This window comes from Marinobacter fonticola, from assembly GCF_008122265.1.
Taxonomy (GTDB): Bacteria; Pseudomonadota; Gammaproteobacteria; order Pseudomonadales; family Oleiphilaceae; genus Marinobacter_A; species Marinobacter_A fonticola.
Genome location: NZ_CP043042.1, coordinates 2,777,849 through 2,799,592, shown reverse-complemented (window position 1 = coordinate 2,799,592; position 21,744 = coordinate 2,777,849). Strand labels below are relative to the sequence as shown.

Genomic DNA, 21,744 nt, shown 5'->3' with positions numbered 1-21,744 from the left:
TAGTTACAATTCCGACGGCGATAAGGGCAAAGTTTTGCCGCTTTTGGCCGATAAGCATACAAATGGATATGCAGCCTTCCTGAGGAGGCAATAATTATGGCAGGTATATCTTCACTAGGCATTGGTTCAGGGGTTCTGAATTCGGATCTTGTCGACCAGTTGGTGACAGCTGAACGTAAACCGGCGACCCAGCGGCTGGACTTTAACCAGCAGCGTACCGAGGCATTAATTTCTGCCTATGGCACGCTGCGCAGTGCAATTACCGAACTACGCCTGCCGATGCGTCAACTCAGTTCGCCGGAAGGCCTTAAATCGTTCTCGGCCACGTCGTCCAATGAAGACGTTGCGGTCACTCTCGATAGCAGCAAAGCCAGCCGTGGAAGCTATACCGTTCAGGTGGACAGCCTTGCGCAGTCGCAGTCGTTGGCTTCCGGAACATGGGACAGCAAAGACAGCACGACGATCGGTACCGGCTCGCTGACGGTTTTTGTCGGTAGTGAAAGTAAAAATATCGCCATAGACGGTACGAATAACACGCTTCAGGGTTTAGCCGACGCTATTAACGAAGCCGATATCGGGGCAACCGCCGGTATTGTCGATACAGGGGCGGGCTTTCGTCTGGTTTTGTCCTCGGAAGAAACGGGCACTGACAATGCCATCAGTATTTCGGTGAACGACACTGACGGCAACAATACCGACACGGCCGGACTATCGGCTTTTGCCTTCAACGGTACCGTTCAAAATTTAACTGAAACTGTAGCGGCTAAAGATGCCGTGGTGCAGGTTAACGGGATATCCATCACCCGACAGTCAAACACCATCGAAAATGTCATCGATGGATTGACCTTTGACTTAAAAGCAGAAGGTATAACCTCGACCGTTAAGGTTTCTCAAGATACCGGAGCTGTCGCGGACCGGGTTCAAACCTTTCTAGATAAGTTCAATACGTTGCAGCAGACCATCCAAGGTCTTTCAGGTTACAACGCCGAGAGCGGCCGGGGCGGTTTGCTTTCCGGAGATTCGACGGTTCGTAATGTCCAGAACCAGTTGAGGGGCATGTTGACCGGCATCGTCCCCGGCCTTGAAGACGCGGGCGTCCGCTCGCTGGCGGATGTGGGGATCACAACGGATTACAAGACCGGTCAGCTCGCTTTCGACCGCTCGGTGTTCGAAGAACAACTGAAGACATATCCCGATGACGTTGTAGCTCTGTTTGCAGAGCAGGGGCGCTCGAGCGACTCGCAAATTGAGTTTGTGGGAAGCAACCTGAATACCGAGCCCGGCGAGTATAAAGTCAATATCACACAGATTGCCACTCAGGGTGGGGTTTCCGGTACGAACGTCGGTACCGCTTCTGTGACTATCGACGCCAACAACGATGCGCTGACTTTTAAAGTTGATGGTAGTAGTTCAGTCAGTATCCAGTTGACCGCCGGCACCTATACCCGCGACGCGCTTGCTCAGGAAATCCAGGCCAGGCTTGATGAGAACGCTGTGCTCAGCTCCAGCGGCCAATCCGTGAAGGTTGCTTTTGATCCCGGCGCTGGCGCGCTGACGTTTACTTCAGGTGCGTTCGGTAGTGAATCCAACGTAAGCATCACTTCCGTGGATACGAATTCTGCTGCTGACCTTGGTCTGTCCGTAACCTCAGGTACGGCTGGCCAGGATGTTGCGGGCACGATTAATGGTCAACGAGCAACCGGTGAAGGTCAGGTTCTGTTTGTCGAGGGCGCGACAGCCGCTGCCGGTATGCAAGTTCGTGTGACGGGTGGAAGCACAGGTGCCCGGGGTTCGATTAGCTTTATTGAGGGTATCGGCGAGCGTGCGGTAAACATGGTGACCGACATGGTCGGCGCCGGGGGCGTGCTGGAAGCTCGCACAGACAGCTTGCAAGACGAATTAAAGGAAATAGCAGAACAGCGCGTGCAGCTGGAAGATCGGATTACCTCCTACCGTGAACGCTTGGTCTCTCAATTCTCCGCAGCGGATGCATTGATCTCGCAACTTAATAGCACAAGAGATTACGTCACGCAGCAGCTCGCGGCGCTGGCCCCGAACAAACGCGATAACTAAGCCTGACCTTGTACAGGCCTAAGAGAGGAAAACATGAACGGTTTACAGGCATACCAACGAGTTAACACCCAAACCAGCATCACCGATGCGGACCCTCACAAGCTGATTCAGCTTCTGTATAACGGTGCGCTGGAGCGTATCAATATGGCCAAAGCCCGCATGCAGGCCAAGGATTTCGAGGGCAAGGGGCGCCTGATCAGCAAGACTATCGAAATCATTGGTGGCTTGCGTAGCTTTCTTGATTTTGAGAAAGGCGGTGAATTGGTGCAGCGTCTTGAAGCGCTGTATGACTATATGGAGCGCGCGCTGTTCGATGCGAACCGTCTTAACGACGTCGCTAAGCTCGATGAAGTATCCAGTCTGCTACGTCAGGTAAAAGACGGCTGGGACAGTATTCGCGAAGAAGTCCTAGGTGGCCAGCAAGCTGCGGTTTAACGGCGCCGTCTACTCCCGATGTTTTCGGTTAATCGGGACTGTTTGGGAAGCTGAGTGAGATGTCCGGCTTCCCCGAGGTTATCGGTTACGACGTTGGACCGTTTACTATAATAAGGTTTTCTGTAAGCGGTTTTGGATCATGCGGCTCAATATCCTAAAATCCCTTTTCGTCGCCTCGGCGTTAATCCTCTCAGCGCTGCTCCCCCTATCGACCGCCGCCGAAACTGAGACAGGTGCGACGCCGCAATCCGCCATATTCGCCATTCCCGCCGTCTGGCCTTGGGGTTATCGAGACCGTCACGGTGAACCTGCCGGGAGCCTTGTGCAATTGGCTCACCGCTTAGTCGCAATCGCCGATGTTCCCATCGACTACGAGCTACGGCCGCACCGCCGGGCAGTCGCGGAGATTGTTCAGGGCCGGTCGGATTTCGTCGTACTGTTCGAAAATCCGGCCATCGATAGCGCCGCCTTTGACTTGGGCGTGGTCGTGCAAACCGAAGTGCTTTTGACGGCCCGGGCCGATTCAGAGACGGAGCTTTCGATGGAGGGGCTGGCAGGACAGACCGTGGCCTTCGTGAGCGGCACCTATTATGGCGAAGTATTCCGCCAAGCGGACAAAATAGAGAAGGTGCCTGTCAGGGATGTGTTTCAAGCGCTCGAAATGCTTAAGCGCGGGCGTGTCTCCGCGGTGCTCTGTAGTGATCAGGCCCTTTACCACACTTTGAAATCTCTCGACCTGCCGTACCAAAACTTTCGCATGAACGTGTTTCGCAAAGGCCAGGAAGGTCACCTCTACATGTCCCGAAAGGCGATGCATCCCGAGCTGCGTGAGCCCCTCGCTGACGCACTGGAGCAATTGCGGCAAACCGGCGAACTCGAGTCTATATTCCACCTGCCCGAATAACCTTTACTTAATGGCTGCCAGGCCTTCAAGATGGGCTGTCACGCCTTCCGCCAGGGCACTCAGATGGTAGCCCCCTTCCAGGGTTGAAACCACGCGATCATCGGCTGAATCGTGCGCCACACTAGTGATCATATCCGTTAGCCAGCGATAGTCTTCGGCCTCAAGCTGCAACTCCGCCAACGGGTCGGCCTTGTGGGCGTCGAATCCGGCAGAAACCAGCACTAACTGCGGCTTGAAATCCTGCAGGCGATGAAGCCATTCGGCTTCGACTTTCTTGCGGTAATCCGTCGACGAGGTGCCTGCCAGGATAGGCGTGTTGACGATGTTCTCCGGCATCCGGAAGACGTGGGAATGAGGGTAGAACGGGTGCTGGAAGCTCGAGCACATTAGCACTCGCTCGTCTCCCTGCACGATATCCACGGTGCCGTTCCCTTGATGGACATCGAAATCGATGATTGCCACGCGCTCCAGACCGTGGAAGGTCAACGCATGCTTCGCTGCCAACGCCACGTTGTTGTAGAAACAGAACCCCATGGATTTGCCACGCTCGGCATGATGGCCGGGTGGCCGCGCGGCGACGAACGCATTGGTGGCCTGGCCGCATAGCACCATGTCCACTGCCTGGATATTGGCGCCAGCCGCCAGCCTGGCCGCTCGCAGGGTATAAGGCGTCATCGCGGTGTCGGGATCGGTGAAGACACGGCCACGGGTCGGCTGCATCATGTCCAGTTGCTGCAGGTAACGTTCGGGATGCACCAGGAGAAGCTGGTCACGGGTGATTTCGTCCGGCCTCACCCAGTCCAATTGCTGCTCGAGTTCCGTGTCGGCCAGGTAGCTGATAATGGCATTTAAGCGATCCGGAGATTCGGGATGTTCCGCTCCCATGTCGTGTTTCAGGAAGTCGTCATGGAAGAAAAAGGCGGTCGTCATAATAATAAGGGCCTATGGTGAAGCGGCTCTTCACGTGTTGGTCATTGTCCTCATGGCGCTTATGTTAGCAGGGATGACGGTCGCTCGCCGTTCTTCTTTGGTGGCGTTGTTCATGGGTTCTCAGGTTCGCGATGTTCGATTCCGGCCAGGCTTCCAATGACGTCCGATAAGATTCGGGTGTTGAAATGTTTCGTTTTAAATCGCCCGTTTAGCGCCTACCATTAGGAGAAACTTTCAGGGAGATAGAACGTGAGCACGCGGTATCTGGAAAGCCTGTTCAATCCGGAATCCATTGTCATTACCGGGGCGTCGGAACGTGGCGACAATCTGGGTGGGATGGTGCTGAGAAACCTCATGGCTGGCGGCTTTCCCGGTAAGCTTCTGGTGATCAACCGCAACGAGTACCAGAATGTCCACGGCGTGCCGTGCGTGCGCAAAGTCGCCAAAATGCCTTTCAAACCGGAACTGGCGATTATCTGTACGCCGCCGGATACCGTTCCCAAGATGATCCGCCAGTTGGGCGAGGCTGGCGTAAAAACGGCGATCGTCATGACTGGCGGAATGTCGCGCGCCCACAGCAAGACCGGTCAGCCGCTGATGTACTCCGTGCGCGATGCTGCCCGTGAAAGTGGTATCCGAGTCCTGGGGCCGAACACTATCGGTTTGATGGTACCGGCGCGCAGTCTCAACGCGACCTATGCCCATATGGGTGCGATCCCCGGCAAGGTGGCTTTCGTGGGGCAGTCGGGCACCATTGCCAGTTCAATCATCGATTGGGCCTTTGCCCGGGGTGTGGGTTTTTCGCATTTCCTCACGCTGGGTGACGGGATGGATATCGGTCATGACGACCTGATCGATTATCTCGCTCAGGATTCCCAGTGCCGGGCCATATTGCTGCATATCGAGAGCATTCCCGACCCTCGGCGGTTCATGTCTGCGGTGCGTGTGGCTTCTCGCACGAAACCGGTGATCGCGGTCAAAAGCGGCCGTGTGCCGGAGTCCGAATGGTTGCCGGTGCAATTGCCGGTGGGGGTGACGCGTACCGACCCGATCTACGATGCGGTCTTACGCCGGGCCGGGGTGCTGCGGGTTGACGGGCTTAGCGAGATGTTCGATGCACTGGAAACCTTGACCCGCATGCGCCCGGTGCGGCGCGAAGAGTTGGTGGTTATGGCGAATGGTGTAGGCCCCGGCGTGCTGGCTGTAGACCGTCTGGCGGCGCTGAATGGCGAGCTTGCAACGTTGTCCAGCGAGACCATCGAAGCCCTGGCCAAGCACCTGCCTCCTTATTGGACGCGAAAGAACCCGATTGACCTCAACTACGATGCTTCTCCGGAACTTTACGCCGAGGCTATCCGTATCCTGGCCAAGGACCCCAATGTCTCCAATGTGCTGGTGATGTATGCCCCAAGTCTCACCGAGGACAGCTTGCAGATCGCCGATGCCGTGATTCAGGCGAGTAAGGGGACCCGGCTCAATATTTTCACCTGCTGGCTGGGGCAGAGTACGGTGCTTGACGCCCGGGATGAGTTTTATCGGGTCGGCACCCCCTCGTTTTTCTCGCCGGAAAAAGCGGTTAAGGCGTTCATGCAGCATGTTCACCATCAACGGGTGCAACGCCTGCTGCGGGAGACGCCGGAATCGTTCACCGATCACTTCGCCGATCGCTCCCAGGCCCGCAAGATCGTGATGAAAGCCCACCGGTCGGGACGCAACCATCTATCCAACAGCGAAGCCCGGGCAGTGATCGGCGACTACGGCATCCGTACGGTTAATACCATCTATTGCGATGATATCGAGGGCGTCGTCGAGAGCTTCCAAGTCGAACGCCGGCCCGTTGATGTCACGCTGATCCACGAGCGAGCGTGCCATCCCTTCATGGAAGAACAGACGGGACGCGGGCGTTACAAGGCGACGATTCAGGGTCTCAATAGTGAGTCCGCGATTATCGAATCCTGCGAAATCCTGATGGAAGAATACCGGGCACATTTTCCGCGCAGCGGCTTCCTCGGCTTTTCCGTGCAGCGCACCTATCAGCATTTGGGCGGGATCGCCTTCAGCGTGGGTATTACCCGGGACCCCATCTTCGGTCCGCTGGTCGTCTGCGGTGCGGCGGGCGCCAGCGTAAACGTGATGACTGACCGGCAGATCGCTTTGCCGCCGCTCAACATGGTGCTGGCCAAAGAACTCCTCCGGCGAACCTACATGTATCGCTTGCTGCGGGAATACAGTCTACAGCCGGAAGACGATATCCGGGCCATCTGCGAAACCTTGGTGACTCTGTCGCAGATTGTGATCGATATCCCTCAAATCAAGGGGCTGGAGATCCTGCCGCTGCTGTTTGACCGGGACGGTGCCGTGGCGGTGGATGCCGCCATTGATTTGGCGAAGGAGTCAGGGCGGCCGATCATTCAGCCTTATCCGCGGGAGCTGGAAGAATGGATCGTGCTGCCGAAATCGGGCCGTCGTGTGATCCTGCGTCCGGTGCTGGCGGAAGACGAACCGTCGCACATGGAGTTCCATCACCTGCAATCACCGGAGTCCATCCGCTACCGTTTCTTCCAGTATCGCAAGCACTTCTCCCATGAAGACATCGCCCAGATGGTTCAGATCGACTATGACCGTGAAATGGTCTTCGTCGCCAACGCTGCAAGGGAGGACGGTAACGGTGAAGAAACTCTCGGGACCGTGCGCGTCTGGACCGATGCGGACAACATTCAGTGCGAGTTCGCCGTGATGGTCCGCGACCACATGAAAGGCGAGGGCTTGGGCTACACGCTCATGCGAAAGATGATCGACTATTGCCGCGCCAGGGGCACGGTAGAGATGATCGGCAACGTCCTATCGGAAAATCAGCCCATGCTGGCGCTGGCCCGTCGCCTTGGATTCGAGATCACGTACAACATGGAAGAGGATGTGATGGACCTACGGCTAACGCTTAACGAACCAGAAACGGATTGGAAGCTGGAAAGATTGCGTGGCTAGAAGGTTGGCAGGCCAAAGGCCTGCCCCTGTGTACCGGGTAAATAAGGAAGCGCTAAGCAGCGTCTTCCTCAACGATCGCAGAGCGATCTTCTCCCCCCAGCGCTTCCAGCAACGCTGGAATCAAGCGGGCAAGCTCTAACGTCATCAGCGTGAAACTGGCGTCGAACTTGGCCGCGGCATCGTCCGCGTCGATATCGTCGAGCTTTTCCTGGAAGGTGTCGCCGAACTTCAGACGGCGCAAGGCCAGCTCCTCATCCAGTACGAAGGTTAAACTGTCCTCCCAGCCGAGCGACAGCTTTGTGACCTGCATGCCGGCGTTGAGGTGATTGCGGATTTCGTCGCCCAACAGGTCCAGGCCCTTGCAGCGGACCACGCCGCCTTCTTCGCCGGTGTCCTTCAGCTCGCATTCATCGCCCAGTGTGAAGGTGGTGGGCATGTCGATGGTTTCGCTGAGCCATCCGGAAAAGGTGAAGGCGGGGGCCTGTTCCAACGCCGGCGGGCGAATGGGTAGCGATCCGATGGCCTGACGTAGGGTGGTAGCCAGCTCTTCGGCCTGCTTGTCGGATCCGGCGTCGACGATCATGAAGCCGTCCTTCGGGGCCAGGTAGGCAAAGGTACGTTTAGACTTGGTAAAGGCCCGGGGCAGCATCTCCTGGGTTAGCTGCTCCTTGATTTCCTCTTTTTCCTTGCGGGCCACCTTGCGCATCTGCTCCGCTTCGATCTGCTCGACCTGCTCCGTTACGGCTTCCTTGATTACCGCTGCGGGCAGCACACGCTCTTCTTTGCGTAGGGCAATCAGGTGGTAGCCATTGGCGCTGTGGACTTTCTGGGTGCCATGGCGGCCCAGCGGGGCAACCCAGCCCTGGCGGAAGGATTCCTGAGGCCCACAGGGTTTGAAAGCCGCCTCCTCAAGTTTGCTCTCCAGCTCTTCTACGCTGACGTCGAATGGTTTGGTGAATCGGTAGATTCGGGCGTTACGAAACCACATTCAGTTAATTCCCTGATTTAAATCGTTGTTGAATCGAAAATTGTTGACTCGAAAAGTTGATAGGGGGGAACGGGCGCTCTCGTTGGCACCAGAGCCCGCGATATCAAAGCTGCATCACCTCAACCAGAACGGTCTTGATGATAAAACCGAGCACGCCCGCACCCAGCACGATGAACAAAGTAATCGTGCCGAAACGACCAGCTTTGGATTTTTTTGCGAGATCCCAGACGATAAACCCCATGTAGGCAATCAGTGCCGTTAGCAGCACATACATGGCGATCTGGGAAAAGAGCGCTTCGCTCATTCGTCACTCCCGTTGGATGGCGCAGGTTTATTCATCTCAATTGTCCATCGCCCGTCTATTAGAACTGTCCATCAGAGCTGCCCATCAGAACGGTCCATCTGAACCGCCCCGAAAATAGCGATCAGGCGGGCGCGTCACGCAGGAAGACCCAGTTGTCGCCCTTGGACTGTTCTTCGCTGAATCGGTAGCCCGCCGTGTCGAAATCCTTTAGCTCGTCGGGCGAGTCGATCCGGTTCTTGATGGCATAGGCGCACATCATGCCGCGGGCCTTTTTGGCGTAGAAACTGATCATCTTGTACTGGCCGTTTTTCCAGTCTTTGAATTGCGGCGTAATGATTCGACTGTTCAGCGCACGCTTGTTGACGCTCTTGAAATATTCGTTGGACGCCAGGTTGATGAGCACGTCGTCTTCACCGGCCAATTCATCGTTCAGGGCGTTGGTCAGTTTGTTACCCCAAAACGCATATAAATCCTTGCCGCGGGCGTTCTCGAATCGGGTGCCCATTTCCAACCGGTAGGGCTGCATCAGATCGAGAGGGCGCAGGATACCGTAAAGGCCGGATAGAATCCGTAGGTGTTTTTGTGCGAAGTTGAAATCGTTTTCGCTGAACCTGGGCGCGTCCAGCCCGGTATACACATCCCCATTGAAAGCGAGCACCGCCTGGCGTGCGTTCTCGGGAGAAAAGGGCGTATGCCATGCCTGATAGCGCTCGGCGTTCAGCGTGCCCAACTTCTCGCTGATGCCCATCAGGTTGCTGACCTGGTGCGGTTCAAGGGGTTTGAGCTGGTCAATCAGCTCGCAAGCATCCTCGAGGAATTGCGGCTGGGTGTAAGATTGGGTGGCCAGCGGGCTTTCGTAATCCAGATTCTTGGCCGGCGAAATGACCATTAGCATGGTGGGTACCCTCAATTCATGGATTCTGGCCCGGCCGCCGCCGGGCATAAACCGATCTCGATAACTAGTCGCAATAATTTAACAGATTAACTATTGTTTTTGGCTATTGGTGTGTTCTGTAGCGCCCACTTGAGTAATACCGCTTGTTAAAGCTCGCCCGATGTTATTTACGGTCCAGAAAGGCCAGTAGTTCGTCCTGAGTGAACGGCCAATCGAGCTCTTGACCGTTGTCTTCACGGCGTAGCACTGGGATGCGGGTGCCATAACGGGCAACCAGCGTTTCCGAGTGGGCGATATCCACCACATCCACAGGAATAGGCGTGTTGATCGGCGCCTGTACAAGCAGGGCTTCAGCCAATTCGCATAGGTGGCAGTGCTCGGTGGTGTAGAAAAGCAGCTGCATGCTTAACTCCGGGCGTTGATCTGCTGTCCCGTAATGCCGTGACTGTCGCGCCCCATGAGATAAAGGAAGGCGGGCATGATGTCCTCAGGCGTCGGATTGCTCGCCGGATTCTCCGCCGGATAGGCATGCGCACGCATGTTGGTTCGGGTGGCGCCGGGATTCAGGCTGTTCACACGGACATTATGGCGTTCGTCATCCAGCTCGTCGGCGAGCAACTGGCTCAGCCCTTCCAGCGCGAATTTCGATACCGAGTAGGCGCCCCAGTAAGCCTTGGATTTGCGACCGACACTCGAAGACATGAACACAACCGATGCATCCGAAGATTGCCGCAATGCCGGGATCAGTGCCCGGGTCAGTAAAAAGGGGGCAGTCACGTTGACCCGCATCAATTGATCCCAGGTTTCCGGATCGTAGAACTCGACTGGCGTACGTTGGCCGAGTAGGGCGGCGTTATGAAGAATGCCGTCAATGCGGCCGAAAGATTCCTCGATGGTCATGGCCACCTCTTCGTAATCCTTGACCGCGGCGCCTTCCAGATTCATCGGGACGATTGCGGGCTGAGGATGCCCGGCAGCCTCGATCTCGTCGTAGACCGATTCCAGCTTGCTCAGTGTGCGGCCAAGCAGGATGACTGTCGCGCCGTAGGCGGCATAGGTTTTGGCGGCGCAGCGGCCAATGCCGTCGCCGGCCCCCGTCACCAGGATGATCCGGTCCCGTAGCAGGTCTTCCGGTGCCTCGTAGTGATGCATTGCGACGGCGTTATTCATAACGACAATCTCCATGATGGACCGGCGTAGCGTGTCCAAGGCTGCATTTTGATCCAGCTATTGTAACGGGCTAAGGGCGTCGATTCAGTCTTGATTTTTTACCAAATAAGCCGGCCCATCGACGTTCGTGAGACAGGTCTGTCTTAGCCGCCACGCAACATCGCGAGCAGCTGGCGCGCCGAATCGATGACCCAATCCGCTTGCCACTCTGGAATAGTGCCCGGGTGTTTGATGTAGCCGTAGCGCGCGGCGATGGTGGTCATGCCGGCGCGGCGACCGGCCTCGATGTCACGGATGTGGTCGCCGACATAGATACACGCCTTGGGATCGACACGAAGGAGGTGGCTGGCCAGGAAAAGTGATTCCGGGTGGGGCTTACGCTCGGAGACATCGTCCGGGCAGACCAGCGCATCGCAGCGGTCGTACAGGTCGAGCGCATGCAGAAGGGGAACGCTGAAACGCCGGGGTTTGTTGGTGACGATGCCCCACGCGATATGGTGCTCTTCAAGCCAGGTCAGGAGGTCGCTCATGCCCGGAAAAAGACAGGTGTCCACGGCGACCTCGCTTTCGTAGAGATCCAGGAACTCGCTATGGCGGTCGAAGTAGTCGTCGTCCTCCGGCGATAGCCCAAAACCCACCTTGATCATCGCCCGGGCGCCGTCGGAAACCGCTTCCCGGATTTCAGGCTCTGGCAGGTGCGGTAGTTCGTAGCGCTTGCGGATCGCGTTCAGGCAGCGTACGAAATCCGGCGCGGTATCGATCAGCGTGCCGTCCAGGTCGAAGAGGAGGGCGTCGGGCCGTTTTATCGGCTGAGGTCTGCCGACACCCTCGGCGCTTTTTTTCCGTTCGGAGCTGCTCACCGCTGAGGGCTCCCGGTATCGCTCAGCTTGGCGTGCATCAGATAGTTAACGTCCACGTCCCGGCCTAACTTGTACGCCTTGGTGATGGGGTTGTAGGTCATGCCGGTAAGGTCCGTCACGTCGAACTGGGCATGGCGCAGGAAGTCGGCCATCTCTGAGGGCCGAATGAACTTGCGCCATTCATGGGTGCCCTTGGGAAGCATGTTGAGCACGTACTCCGCACCGACGATGGCAAACAGGAACGATTTGGGATTGCGGTTAATGGTGGACACGAAAAGGTCGCCGCCCGGCTTCAACAACCTGGCGCAGGCGCGGATGATGGAAGCGGGTTGGGGCACGTGTTCCAGCATTTCCAGGCAGGTAATCACGTCGTACTGGCCGGCGTGTTCCGGGTCTTCGGCCAGCTCCTCCACGGGCACTTGGCGATAGTCCACCTTGATGCCCGATTCCAGTCCGTGGAGCTTGGCCACGGATAACGGCGCTTCTCCCATGTCGATACCGGTCACGTGGGCGCCGCGCTGCGCCATGCCTTCACTCAGCAGACCACCGCCACAGCCCACGTCCAAAACCTTGCGGCCAGGCAGGGGCGCACGTTCATCGATATAGTTCAGGCGCAACGGGTTGATGTCGTGAAGTGGCTTGAATTCGCTATGGGGATCCCACCAGCGACTGGCCAGCGCCTCAAACTTGGCGATCTCGTTCTGGTCGACGTTCTTTCCGCCAAAACTGTTCGAACTCATGGTGTCTGTCCTTTTGAAGCGGGGCGCTTAACGGCTTGAATATGGAGCATCTAGTGCACTAGTGCACTAGCCTTGCTGAATACGCTTGGCCCAATGCGAGACTCTGAGCACCAGGTCTGGCACATCGATACGCGTCAGGCGACCGTCCTGGACCTGCGGTATGCCGCCGATCCAGCTGTGACTCAACTGGCGACCGTGCTGGCTGTAGATCAGGTGCGAAGCCGGGTCGTAGATCGGCTGGTTGAACGGATCGCTCAAATCGATCGCAATAATGTCGGCCAGTTTGCCGGTTTCCAGCGAGCCGATTTCATCCTCGCGGCCCAATGCCCGAGCACCATTGATGGTGGCCATGGCCAAGGCCTCGTGGGCTGATAGGGCGGCCGCATCCTCGGCGACCGCTTTGGCCAGCAATGCGGCCGTGCCCAGTTCGCCAAACAGGTCGAGATCGTTATTGCTGGCGGCGCCATCGGTACCGATCGCGACATTCACGCCGGCTTTTTGTAGTTGGTCGACGGGGCAGTAGCCACTGGCCAGCTTAAGATTGGACTCCGGGCAGTGCACCACGTGCGCGCCGGTCTGAGCCAGTAATGTCAGATCAGACCCATCGACCTGGGTCATATGCACACATTGGGTATGCGGCGTCAGCAGGCCGAGGTCTGCAAGCCTCTGTGACGGACGTGTACCGCTCTTCTCCAGTGCATCGGCTACCTCGAACGCGGTTTCGTGCAAATGAATCTGGATGGGGACGCTTTTCGATTCCGCCAGCTTAACGATGTCCCGGAGGGGGCCGTCCGACACTGTGTAGGGTGCGTGAGGGCCAATACCCACTCGCACGTGGCTGTGTCCCTGCCACTGGTCGATCAAGTCGGCGCCCTGACGTAAATAGTCCTCCGGACCGTCGCCCCAGGCTGTAGGAAAGTCCAGTACGGGAAAGCAGATCTGGCTGCGGATACCGACGTCCGATGCGGTCTGTGCTGCGACTTCGGGAAAGAAGTACATATCCGAGAAGCAGGTGGTGCCGGTGCGCAGCATCTCCGCGATGGCCAGGCGGGTGCCGTCGGCGATGAATTCGGGACTGACGAATTTCGCTTCCGCCGGCCAGATGTGATCGTTGAGCCAGGTCATTAACGGCAGATCGTCCGCCATACCGCGCATCAACGACATTGCCGCATGACCGTGCGCATTGACCAGCCCCGGCAGTAGCACGTGTTCGTCGAGATCCAGCGTTTCACGGGCGCGGAAACGCCGGTCGGCCTCCTGCTGGGGCACAATGGCCTCGATGCGGTCGCCCTGGATCAGCAGGGCGTGCTGGTTAAGGATCGTGCCGGCAGGAACGACCGGAATCATCCAGCGGGCGTTGATGCGGGTGTCGACTGCGGTAATCGTATCTGCGGTCATGCTTATCCTGGCTTGTACCGAAATTGTTCCGGGATGTACTGATTTACCTCAAAAGGATTTGAGGACACATTTTTATCCAGTATCGATGTGCTTGCCAATACAACGAGTATGTCCGCCAGTATAGCGACGCAGACCTTGTGGAACCAGCAGGGTCAGTGAGTGCGCTGGTATACGTAGCAGCGGGGAACAGTGTTTCGATGCGGGCCTAAACCGCTATACTGCGGACCTTGATCTTCCGTTTTCCGGGACTGTTTTTATCCATGACTGAAAATCGCTCGAACCATTCAGATTCCGACAACCTGGGTACTCTGGCCATACTCTGGCACGGCGACTACCTGGCCTTGCTGGATCAGCGCCAGTTGCCCGACCAGGAGATCTGGTTGACCTTTACCGACGCCCGGACGGTTGCTAACGCCATACGGGATATGGTGGTGCGCGGCGCACCGGCTATCGGCATCAGTGCAGCTTATGGGGTGGTGCTGGCGGCACGGCAATCGAAAGACGCTGGCCACTGGAAGTTCGATATTGAGGCGGCTGTCGATATGCTGGCTCAGTCGCGCCCCACTGCGGTCAACCTGTTCTGGGCACTTGAACGCATGAAGACGCGCCTGCAAGCATGCCAATCGGCAGCGGAGGCGATCGCCAACCTGACCGGCGAGGCCGAGGCTATCCATGCCGAAGATGTCGCCGCCAACCAGCTGATGGGCCGCCATGCGTTGGCGATCATGGGCGAAGAGCCTATGGCCGTGCTGACCCACTGCAACACGGGGGCTCTGGCCACGGGCGGTTACGGCACGGCGCTGGGCGTGGTGCGCAGTCTTTGGCGTGCCAACCGTCTCACCCGTGTTTATGCAGACGAGACGCGGCCCTGGCTGCAAGGCAGTCGTCTGACCGCCTGGGAGTTACAACAGGAAGGTATCCCCGTGACGTTGAATGCCGACAGCGCCGCCGCGCAGATCCTGCGTCAGGGCGACGTTCGCTGGGTCATTGTGGGCGCCGACCGGATTACCGCCAACGGCGACGTGGCCAACAAGATCGGTACCTACAGCCTGGCTATATTGGCCCGTCATCATGGCGTGCGTTTTATGGTGGTCGCGCCGTCAAGTACCGTGGATATGGCGCTGGCTTCGGGCAGCGATATTCCTATCGAAGAGCGGGATGGCACTGAAGTGCGTGCGGTACGAGGGGTTGCGATCGCGCCCGAGGGCGTGGAGGTATATAACCCGGTATTCGATGTGACCCCGGCGGAGCTGATTGACGCTATCGTCACTGAAAACGGCGTCATCGAACGGCCTGATCGTGAGTCCATGAAGGCCATGTTCCCTGCGCGGGTTTAGTTGTAGATAAACAAACCGATAGCACGTTGAGCGAGTGCTCGGCAGAGAGACCGGCAGGCTCCCAAAAAAGCCTGCCGGTCTTCACGTCAGTCAGTAAACAAACGGAACGCTGCGTAGCGCATCCACCTGTTCCTGCTCTTCGTTAATGTCGGTGCCGGTATAGACACGCAGGGCGTGGCTGCGCGGATCAACGGCGCCCTGGTAAGTCGTTCTAATATCCTCAAGAGTGACGTTGCGAATCGCTTCGGCCAGTTTTTCACGGCTGTTAAAGGCGAACTCTCCGCGATCGATTTCTCGCCAGTAGCGCTCCGATATCTCACCCAAGCGGCGGTCCTGGGCTAGAAGCTGGCTCAAAACCGCCTGCTTCTCACGTTCCAGATCCGTGTCGCTGAATTCCGCCAGGGTTTTGCCGAACGTGTTGAAAAAGCCGCTCACTGCCTCGTCGATGGTGGCTAGGTCTGCAGAGGGCGACTGCACCATGAAGCCCAGCGCGGGCACTTCCAGTATCTCGTAGGAAGATGCTGAAACGATGTATCCCAACTGCTGCCGGGTACGCAGGCTTTCATAGAAAGGCGCGCTAATAATCTGTGCCAGCACGGCATGACGGGCCCGTTCTTCAAACCGGGTGGAATCGCCCTGCAGGTAGAGCACATACCCGGTATCCGGGTGGTCCACTTGTACGGCCATGTCGGTTTGCCCCTCCGGCAAATTCCGTATGCCACTACGGGGTACGTCCACAATCTCGCTGTTCTGGAACAGGATCGCGTTGGCCTGACGCTGCAGGTTGATGACGCTGGCCTCGGTCAGATTGCCGTGGGCCAGCATGACCGGATCCACTTCGGCGAGGAACGTACGGGCAAAGGCCTGTAGTTCGTCGAGGGTAACGGTTTCCGCCTGTTCCAGCTTGTCTTCGGCGGACCACGCGCCCTCGATCAGCGTACTTTGCAGCTGAGAAGATGCCTGCTGGACCGGCTTGCCCTTGCTCTGATTGCGTAGATCGTCGATGAGTTGCTTGCGGTTGATCTCGAACCGCTCCGAATCGATTTCCGGACCGGCCACCTGGTTCATGATGCGGCGCAGCAATACATGCAGCTTATCGTCGTAGCCGCCCACGCGCAGGGTAATGCCCCGCAGGTGGTTGTAGACCGCGTAATCCAAGCCCGCGAGCTGGGCCGGGTAGGCATAGGCATTGAGATTGTCGCGAATACTGTCCACCAGCAGGCTGGTCAGCACCTGGCCACGGGCCGAGTCGCGGGTCTCAGGTGAGCGCAGGCTCAGATAAACGTTGGCCTTTGGGGTGTTGAACTGGGTATCGCGGGCATACCAGATCTTGGGCGCGCCCGGAGCGTCCAGGGCGACGGGATGCGGCATGGTCTCGCCTTCGACCATGGCAAAGTTTTCAGGAATAAACGGGTTTGGGTCCGGTAGTCCAAGCTGGGCTACCAGCGATTCAGGGGCCTTGCCCACGTCTCCTGACTCCAGGACTTTGACTTGGTAGGGCGTGTCATACCATTGAGTGCGAGGCGCGCTTTCGGGCAGGGACTCAGGCGATAGAAGGGTGATTAGGACGCTGTCAGGCGTCAGGCGGTCGAGCACCTGCCGGTACTTCTCCGGCGTGTACGTTTCCATCATCCACGGCGCCTGAAGAATATCCTCGGGTGCCACGTGCTGCATCTGCATGGCCAGCCGACTGACCTTATGGATGGGCTCGGAGGCTTCTTGGAAGCGGAATGCAATGTCCGAAACCTGTTGGATTTCCTCGAAATAGCGCTGCTTGATGCCGTCCTCTCGAATCATGCGAATGTAATCGAAGGTGAGGTCGACCACCTGGCGCCATTGCTCGAGGCCTTTAGGGGTAAGCGACATGCTGACGTTCAGGCTGCTGCTCTGGCCGGTATCCAGCCCTTGGCCGGCAGACAGACTTTCCGCCAGTCCAGCGGACTTGAGGACGTTGAGCAGGCTGCCCTGGCCCTCGTGACCCAAAAGATTAGCAACATAGCCGGCGGGTTTAACGGCATAGTCCTCCCGCAGCGACGGCAAGGGAAAGACCATCTCCAACTGGCGTAAATCCTTGACCGATTGAACGCGCATCAACGCTGGCAGGAAGTCGGGCTTGAACAGGGGTGCGGTGTGTTCTTTGGCTGAAAGTTCCCGGTTCTCGATTTTGGAGAAGCGGGGGCGAACCATCTTTTCCAGCTCATTCAGGGTTTGCTTGCCGTAGACCGCCAACGACATCACGTTGGCAGAATAGTGATTTTCCCAGAACGCAACCAGATCTTCGCGGATCGGGTCATCCGGACGGTTGGCCAGCGTCTCCAGATTACCTACGGCGAACTGGCTGTAGGCGTGCTCTGGATTGTAGATGGCCTTCTCCGCGGAAAAATAGCGGCGGCTATCTTCTTTGAGTTTTGAAGAGTACTCCGAATGCACGGCATTCATTTCCCGCTCGACCAGATCGGCAGTGAACAAAGGCGCTGAAAACTGCTGGGCAAAACGATCCAGCGCCGGCTCCAGATGCTTGGCCTGCACATCGAAAAAGTAGTTAGTGTCCTGGAACGAAGTGAAGGCGTTGTGACCGCCACCATGGCTGGCGATGAACTGCTGGTATTCACCCGGCTCTGGATATTTTTCCGTGCCCAGAAAGAGCATGTGCTCCAGAAAATGAGCCAGGCCCTCCCGGTTGGCGGGATCGTCGCCGCTACCGATCGACACGTTCATCGACGCGGCACCCTTGTCCGCGCTGGGATTGGAAATCAGCAATACCTTCAGCCCGTTCTCCAGCGTCAAATAGCGGTATCGGGCATCATCGTTCGGGCTCTTAACGAGATCGACGGCGGCCGTTGCGGAGCCGAGAGTAAGAACAAACAGAATGAGCAGGCTGAGCTGAGCCAGGGAACGGGTAGGGCGCGCGTGACGAATCAACACGTAACTCCTCTTTAGGGTGTTGCCGGCCATGGTGTTGCTGGCCATGGGTGGCAGATTATGGTGGCCGCCAGTTGTGGTGGTGGCCAATAGACTGACATAAAAACAGGGGTCGCCTTTCGTTTGCCAAGGGCAGAATGTTGTTACCAATGATCGAAAGTTACCAAGGATTGAAAGTCACCAAGGATCGAAGGCTACCCGTGATAGAAAGCTACCAAAATATAGAAAGTTGCCACGACGCAATTCAGTGAACCGGCTTCTGTGTCACGTTGTGGCCCGAGCTAGCTAGCGTCTTACGCGCCAAGGTAGCCGCGTCCTCCGCGCTTAACTGACCCGAGGCAATACGCTCGAGTACAGAGCCCATAACCGCCAACGACTGCTGATAGTCATTGAACTCGGCCTGGAAGGCGTCATCAATAGCGTCATAAACTTTCTGGATTTTCTCTTCGCGGCTTTCGCCGCTGGTTCCTGACTCGTTAATGGCCCGCAGGCAGGCTCGTGCGATCTTGATATAACGCTCGGAATTGGCGCTTCTCTCAGACATGGTGTCCTCCCGAAAAGTTCAAAGGCGGCGGATTATGGCACTCCGCATGGTCCGATGCATTTGCTCAGATGCAAACAAATACGAAAACAGGGCGTTCGTTAGGAAAACATAGTGTTGATCAAGCACCGTGGGCGTCAACATGGAACAAGTGACAGGTGCGTGCCCAAAAGCTTGTGCTAGTCTCTTTGAGGAGCATTACGAGCGCTCTGTCTGGTGGTAGTGCGTGCTTCGCTGACGAGGCAGATCAAAAAGCTGTCAAAAATAGAGTAAATAATCTAATTTAAAACAGCGAGTTAAAGAGTAAATGCTCTAAAAAACAACAATACGTGCATACTGCACTTGAGTACAATTCGGCCGAATTTTTCGGGAACACGGCGTCGATGGGCTGTTGCTCGAGGCGGGGCCGGACATTCCAGACAATAGCAATAAGTGGATGGGGCAGATTATGGATTATTTCCTGACGGGTGGAACCGGGTTTATCGGACGGTTTTTAGTAGAAAAACTGCTTAATCGCGGTGGTACGGTTCACGTTTTGGTTCGCGAGCAATCGCTGGAGAAAGTGGATCGTTTGAGGGAGCGCTATGGCGTTGACGCGTCTCGCCTCAAGGCCGTCATCGGCGATCTGACCCAGCCGAATCTCGGTATTGAAGACGCAACGCTGGAATCCCTGAAGGGCAACATCCGCCACTTCTTCCACCTGGCAGCCGTGTACGACATGGGGGCCGATGAGGCCTCTCAGCGTGCGGCGAACATCGATGGAACTCATCAGGCTGTCGCTGCAGCGCAGGCTATGAACGCGGGCTGCTTCCATCATGTGTCCTCCATTGCCGCGGCTGGGCTGTTCAAGGGTACGTTCCGCGAGGACATGTTCGAGGAAGCCGAGCAGCTCGATCATCCCTATTTGCAAACCAAGCATGACGCGGAAAAGGTTGTCCGTTACGAGTGCAAGATACCCTTCCGTATTTATCGCCCGGGGATGGTGATTGGCCATTCCGAAACCGGGGAAATGGACAAGGTCGACGGCCCCTATTATTTCTTCAAGATGATCCAGAAGATCCGCTCCGCGTTGCCCCAATGGGTGCCGACAGTCGGTATCGAGGGGGGGCGTCTCAATATTGTTCCCGTGGATTTTGTGGCGAATGCGTTGGACCACATTGCTCACCTGGAAGGCGAGGACGGCAACTGTTTCCATTTGGTGGATACGGATCCCTACAAGATGGGGGAGATCCTCAATATTTTCTGCGAAGCGGGCCATGCACCGCGGATGGCCATGCGCGTGGACAGCCGCATGTTCGGTTTCATACCGCCGTTTATCCGTCAAAGCCTCAAGAATCTGCCGCCGGTTCGCCGGCTCACCAGTGCCATACTGGACGATATGGGCATTCCGCCCTCGGTGATGTCCTTCGTCAATTATCCAACCCGTTTTGACGCCCGGGAAACCGAACGGGTGTTGAAGGGAACCAACATCCAAGTGCCGCGCCTGACGGACTATTCGGCTGTGATTTGGGATTACTGGGAGCGCCACCTGGACCCGGATCTGTTCAAGGACCGCACGCTGAAGGGAACCGTCGAAGGCCGGGTCTGCGTGATTACTGGCGCTACCTCCGGTATCGGCTTGGCGACGGCGCAGAAGCTGGCGGACGCTGGGGCCATTCTGGTAATCGGGGCGCGCAAGCCGGAACGACTCAAGGAAGTTGCCAAATCGCTTGAGGAGCGGGGGGCGAGTGTTCACGCCTACCAATGCGACTTTTCCGATATGGCGCAATGCGACGAGTTCGTGAAAACCGTGCTGGACAACCACGGTCATGTGGATGTGCTGGTCAACAATGCCGGACGCTCAATCCGCCGGTCGCTGGACCTGTCGTTTGATCGCTTCCACGATTTCGAGCGCACGATGCAACTGAACTACTTCGGTTCTGTGCGTCTGATCATGGGCTTTGCGCCGAGCATGCTCGAGCACCGGCGTGGACACATCGTCAACATTTCCTCGATAGGGGTGCTGACCAATGCCCCGCGCTTCTCTGCGTACGTGGCTTCGAAGTCAGCCCTCGATGCCTTTAGCCGTTGTGCGGCAGCGGAGTGGTCGGACCGCCACGTCACGTTTACCACGATCAACATGCCGCTGGTAAAAACGCCGATGATTGCACCGACCAAGATCTATGATCAGGTGCCCACCCTGTCGCCCGACGAGGCGGCGGACATGGTCGCCGAAGCTATTATCCATCGGCCCAAGCGCATCGCTACACGATTGGGGACCTTTGCCCAGGTCCTGAATGCGCTGGCACCAAAAATGGGGGAAATTGTGATGAATACCGGATACCGGATGTTCCCGGATTCCGCCATTGCCTCCGGCGCGCGTGGTGCAAGACGACCCAAGGTATCCTCGGAGCAGGTGGCCTTCGCGGCGATCATGCGGGGTATTTACTGGTAACGTTCTGTACTGGTATACGACGGGGCGCCGGTGATGGCGCCCCTTTTTCGTTTTACTCGCCGTAGGTCATCGGATCTATTCGACTTCGTCCGCCAAGTCGCTCAGCGGTGGCGGGAATCCGCCGAGTTCTTTCCAGCGGTTGACGATCCCGCAGAACAGGTCGGCGGTTTTTTCGGCATCGTAGGCGGCGGAATGCGCTTCGCGATTACTGAAGGGAATACCCGCTAATTTACATGCCCGGGCCAGAACCGTATGGCCATAGGCAAGGCCTGCCAGGGTCGCTGTGTCGAAGGTCGAAAAAGGATGGAACGGATTACGTTTGATGCCGCAGCGATCAGCTGCTGCGAACAGGAAATTATGGTCGAAGGTGGCGTTGTGACCCACCAGAACCGCTCGCTTACAACCGTTATTCTTAACGGCCTTGCGGATGGGGCTGAAAATATCGGCGAGTGCATCGCTCTCGTGGACGGCTTCCCGGTCCGGGTCCCAGGGGTCAATCCCTGTAAAGTCCAGCGCCGACTGCTCCAGGTTGGCATTATCGAAAGGATGAACATGATGAGCCAGGGTTTCGCCCCGCTTTAACCAGCCATCGTCGTCCATTTCGATTAGCACCGCGGCGATTTCCAGCAGGGCATCAGTCCGGGAGTTGAACCCGCCGGATTCCACGTCGACGACTACAGGGAGGAAACCCCTGAACCGTGCGGCCATCGGAGAGGTCGGCTTATCTTCCTCAATCACTGCGTACCCTTACTGTTGATGTCTGAACTGTTGATGTCTGACTGTTGATATTTGGCGGCTACTGTTCAGTCACTTTGTGACCGGCACCTC

Annotated in this window: 18 protein-coding genes; 6 read left to right on the top strand and 12 right to left on the bottom strand. The window is 57.2% G+C overall.

Annotated features, from left to right (window positions below):
- Positions 1-96: 96 nt before the first annotated feature.
- The 3 genes from fliD to FXO11_RS12355 all read left to right on the top strand — a co-directional run bounded on the left by fliD (position 97) and on the right by FXO11_RS12355 (position 3,412).
- A complete protein-coding gene (fliD, locus tag FXO11_RS12365; RefSeq protein WP_148863253.1) occupies positions 97-2,073 on the top strand; it encodes a flagellar filament capping protein FliD in 1,977 nt (658 codons plus the stop codon).
- Positions 2,074-2,106: 33 nt separating this feature from the next.
- On the top strand, positions 2,107-2,508 hold the full coding sequence (gene fliS, locus FXO11_RS12360; RefSeq protein WP_148863252.1) for a flagellar export chaperone FliS: 402 nt from the start codon (positions 2,107-2,109) through the stop codon (positions 2,506-2,508).
- Positions 2,509-2,647: 139 nt separating this feature from the next.
- On the top strand, positions 2,648-3,412 hold the full coding sequence (locus FXO11_RS12355) for a substrate-binding periplasmic protein (RefSeq protein ID WP_148863251.1): 765 nt from the start codon (positions 2,648-2,650) through the stop codon (positions 3,410-3,412).
- Between the two features lie 3 nt (positions 3,413-3,415).
- Here FXO11_RS12355 and FXO11_RS12350 read toward each other — a convergent pair whose 3' ends face one another.
- The gene (locus tag FXO11_RS12350; protein ID WP_148863250.1) at positions 3,416-4,342 is read right to left on the bottom strand and encodes a histone deacetylase family protein; all 927 of its coding nucleotides are present in this window, start codon (positions 4,340-4,342) and stop codon (positions 3,416-3,418) included.
- A gap of 249 nt (positions 4,343-4,591) precedes the next feature.
- Between FXO11_RS12350 and FXO11_RS12345 the strand changes: the two genes are divergently transcribed.
- Positions 4,592-7,327, top strand: a complete 2,736-nt coding sequence (locus FXO11_RS12345) for a bifunctional acetate--CoA ligase family protein/GNAT family N-acetyltransferase (RefSeq protein ID WP_148863249.1) — start codon at positions 4,592-4,594, stop codon at positions 7,325-7,327.
- Positions 7,328-7,379: 52 nt separating this feature from the next.
- Here FXO11_RS12345 and rdgC read toward each other — a convergent pair whose 3' ends face one another.
- From rdgC to FXO11_RS12305, 8 genes are all read right to left on the bottom strand, one after another.
- Positions 7,380-8,315 carry a recombination-associated protein RdgC gene (gene rdgC / locus FXO11_RS12340; protein WP_148863248.1) on the bottom strand — a complete coding sequence of 312 codons (936 nt, stop codon included), beginning with the start codon at positions 8,313-8,315 and terminating at the stop codon, positions 7,380-7,382.
- A 103-nt stretch (positions 8,316-8,418) separates the two neighbouring features.
- Entirely contained in the window at positions 8,419-8,619 is a 201-nt protein-coding gene (locus FXO11_RS12335) for a DUF2788 domain-containing protein (RefSeq protein WP_148863247.1), read from the bottom strand.
- 121 nt (positions 8,620-8,740) lie between these two features.
- Positions 8,741-9,514, bottom strand: a complete 774-nt coding sequence (yaaA, locus tag FXO11_RS12330; RefSeq protein WP_148863246.1) for a peroxide stress protein YaaA — start codon at positions 9,512-9,514, stop codon at positions 8,741-8,743.
- A gap of 163 nt (positions 9,515-9,677) precedes the next feature.
- On the bottom strand, positions 9,678-9,917 hold the full coding sequence (locus tag FXO11_RS12325) for a glutaredoxin family protein (RefSeq protein WP_148863245.1): 240 nt from the start codon (positions 9,915-9,917) through the stop codon (positions 9,678-9,680).
- A gap of 2 nt (positions 9,918-9,919) precedes the next feature.
- On the bottom strand, positions 9,920-10,666 hold the full coding sequence (locus FXO11_RS12320) for a YciK family oxidoreductase (RefSeq protein ID WP_148864907.1): 747 nt from the start codon (positions 10,664-10,666) through the stop codon (positions 9,920-9,922).
- Positions 10,667-10,827: 161 nt separating this feature from the next.
- Positions 10,828-11,544: an HAD family hydrolase gene (locus FXO11_RS12315; RefSeq protein WP_227545892.1), complete on the bottom strand. Its 717-nt coding sequence runs from the start codon at positions 11,542-11,544 to the stop codon at positions 10,828-10,830.
- A complete protein-coding gene (gene ubiG / locus FXO11_RS12310) occupies positions 11,541-12,284 on the bottom strand; it encodes a bifunctional 2-polyprenyl-6-hydroxyphenol methylase/3-demethylubiquinol 3-O-methyltransferase UbiG (RefSeq protein WP_148863244.1) in 744 nt (247 codons plus the stop codon). The genes FXO11_RS12315 and ubiG overlap by 4 nt, the downstream gene beginning before the upstream one ends.
- A gap of 66 nt (positions 12,285-12,350) precedes the next feature.
- Positions 12,351-13,682, bottom strand: coding sequence for a TRZ/ATZ family hydrolase (locus FXO11_RS12305; protein WP_148863243.1), 1,332 nt, complete (start codon positions 13,680-13,682; stop codon positions 12,351-12,353).
- A 260-nt stretch (positions 13,683-13,942) separates the two neighbouring features.
- Between FXO11_RS12305 and mtnA the strand changes: the two genes are divergently transcribed.
- Positions 13,943-15,019, top strand: coding sequence for an S-methyl-5-thioribose-1-phosphate isomerase (mtnA, locus tag FXO11_RS12300; RefSeq protein ID WP_148863242.1), 1,077 nt, complete (start codon positions 13,943-13,945; stop codon positions 15,017-15,019).
- A gap of 90 nt (positions 15,020-15,109) precedes the next feature.
- Here mtnA and FXO11_RS12295 read toward each other — a convergent pair whose 3' ends face one another.
- Together FXO11_RS12295 and FXO11_RS12290 are read right to left on the bottom strand one after the other, a co-directional pair.
- Positions 15,110-17,944, bottom strand: a complete 2,835-nt coding sequence (locus tag FXO11_RS12295; protein ID WP_227545891.1) for an insulinase family protein — start codon at positions 17,942-17,944, stop codon at positions 15,110-15,112.
- 241 nt (positions 17,945-18,185) lie between these two features.
- Complete coding sequence (locus tag FXO11_RS12290) at positions 18,186-18,485, bottom strand: hypothetical protein (RefSeq protein ID WP_148863241.1); 300 nt, start codon at positions 18,483-18,485, stop codon at positions 18,186-18,188.
- A 445-nt stretch (positions 18,486-18,930) separates the two neighbouring features.
- On the opposite strand from FXO11_RS12290, the gene FXO11_RS12285 reads away from it, so the two are divergent.
- A complete protein-coding gene (locus tag FXO11_RS12285) occupies positions 18,931-20,916 on the top strand; it encodes an SDR family oxidoreductase (RefSeq protein ID WP_148863240.1) in 1,986 nt (661 codons plus the stop codon).
- A gap of 75 nt (positions 20,917-20,991) precedes the next feature.
- On the opposite strand, the gene rnt is transcribed toward FXO11_RS12285, so the two are convergent.
- Positions 20,992-21,624, bottom strand: a complete 633-nt coding sequence (rnt, locus tag FXO11_RS12280; protein ID WP_148864904.1) for a ribonuclease T — start codon at positions 21,622-21,624, stop codon at positions 20,992-20,994.
- Positions 21,625-21,744: the final 120 nt, after the last annotated feature.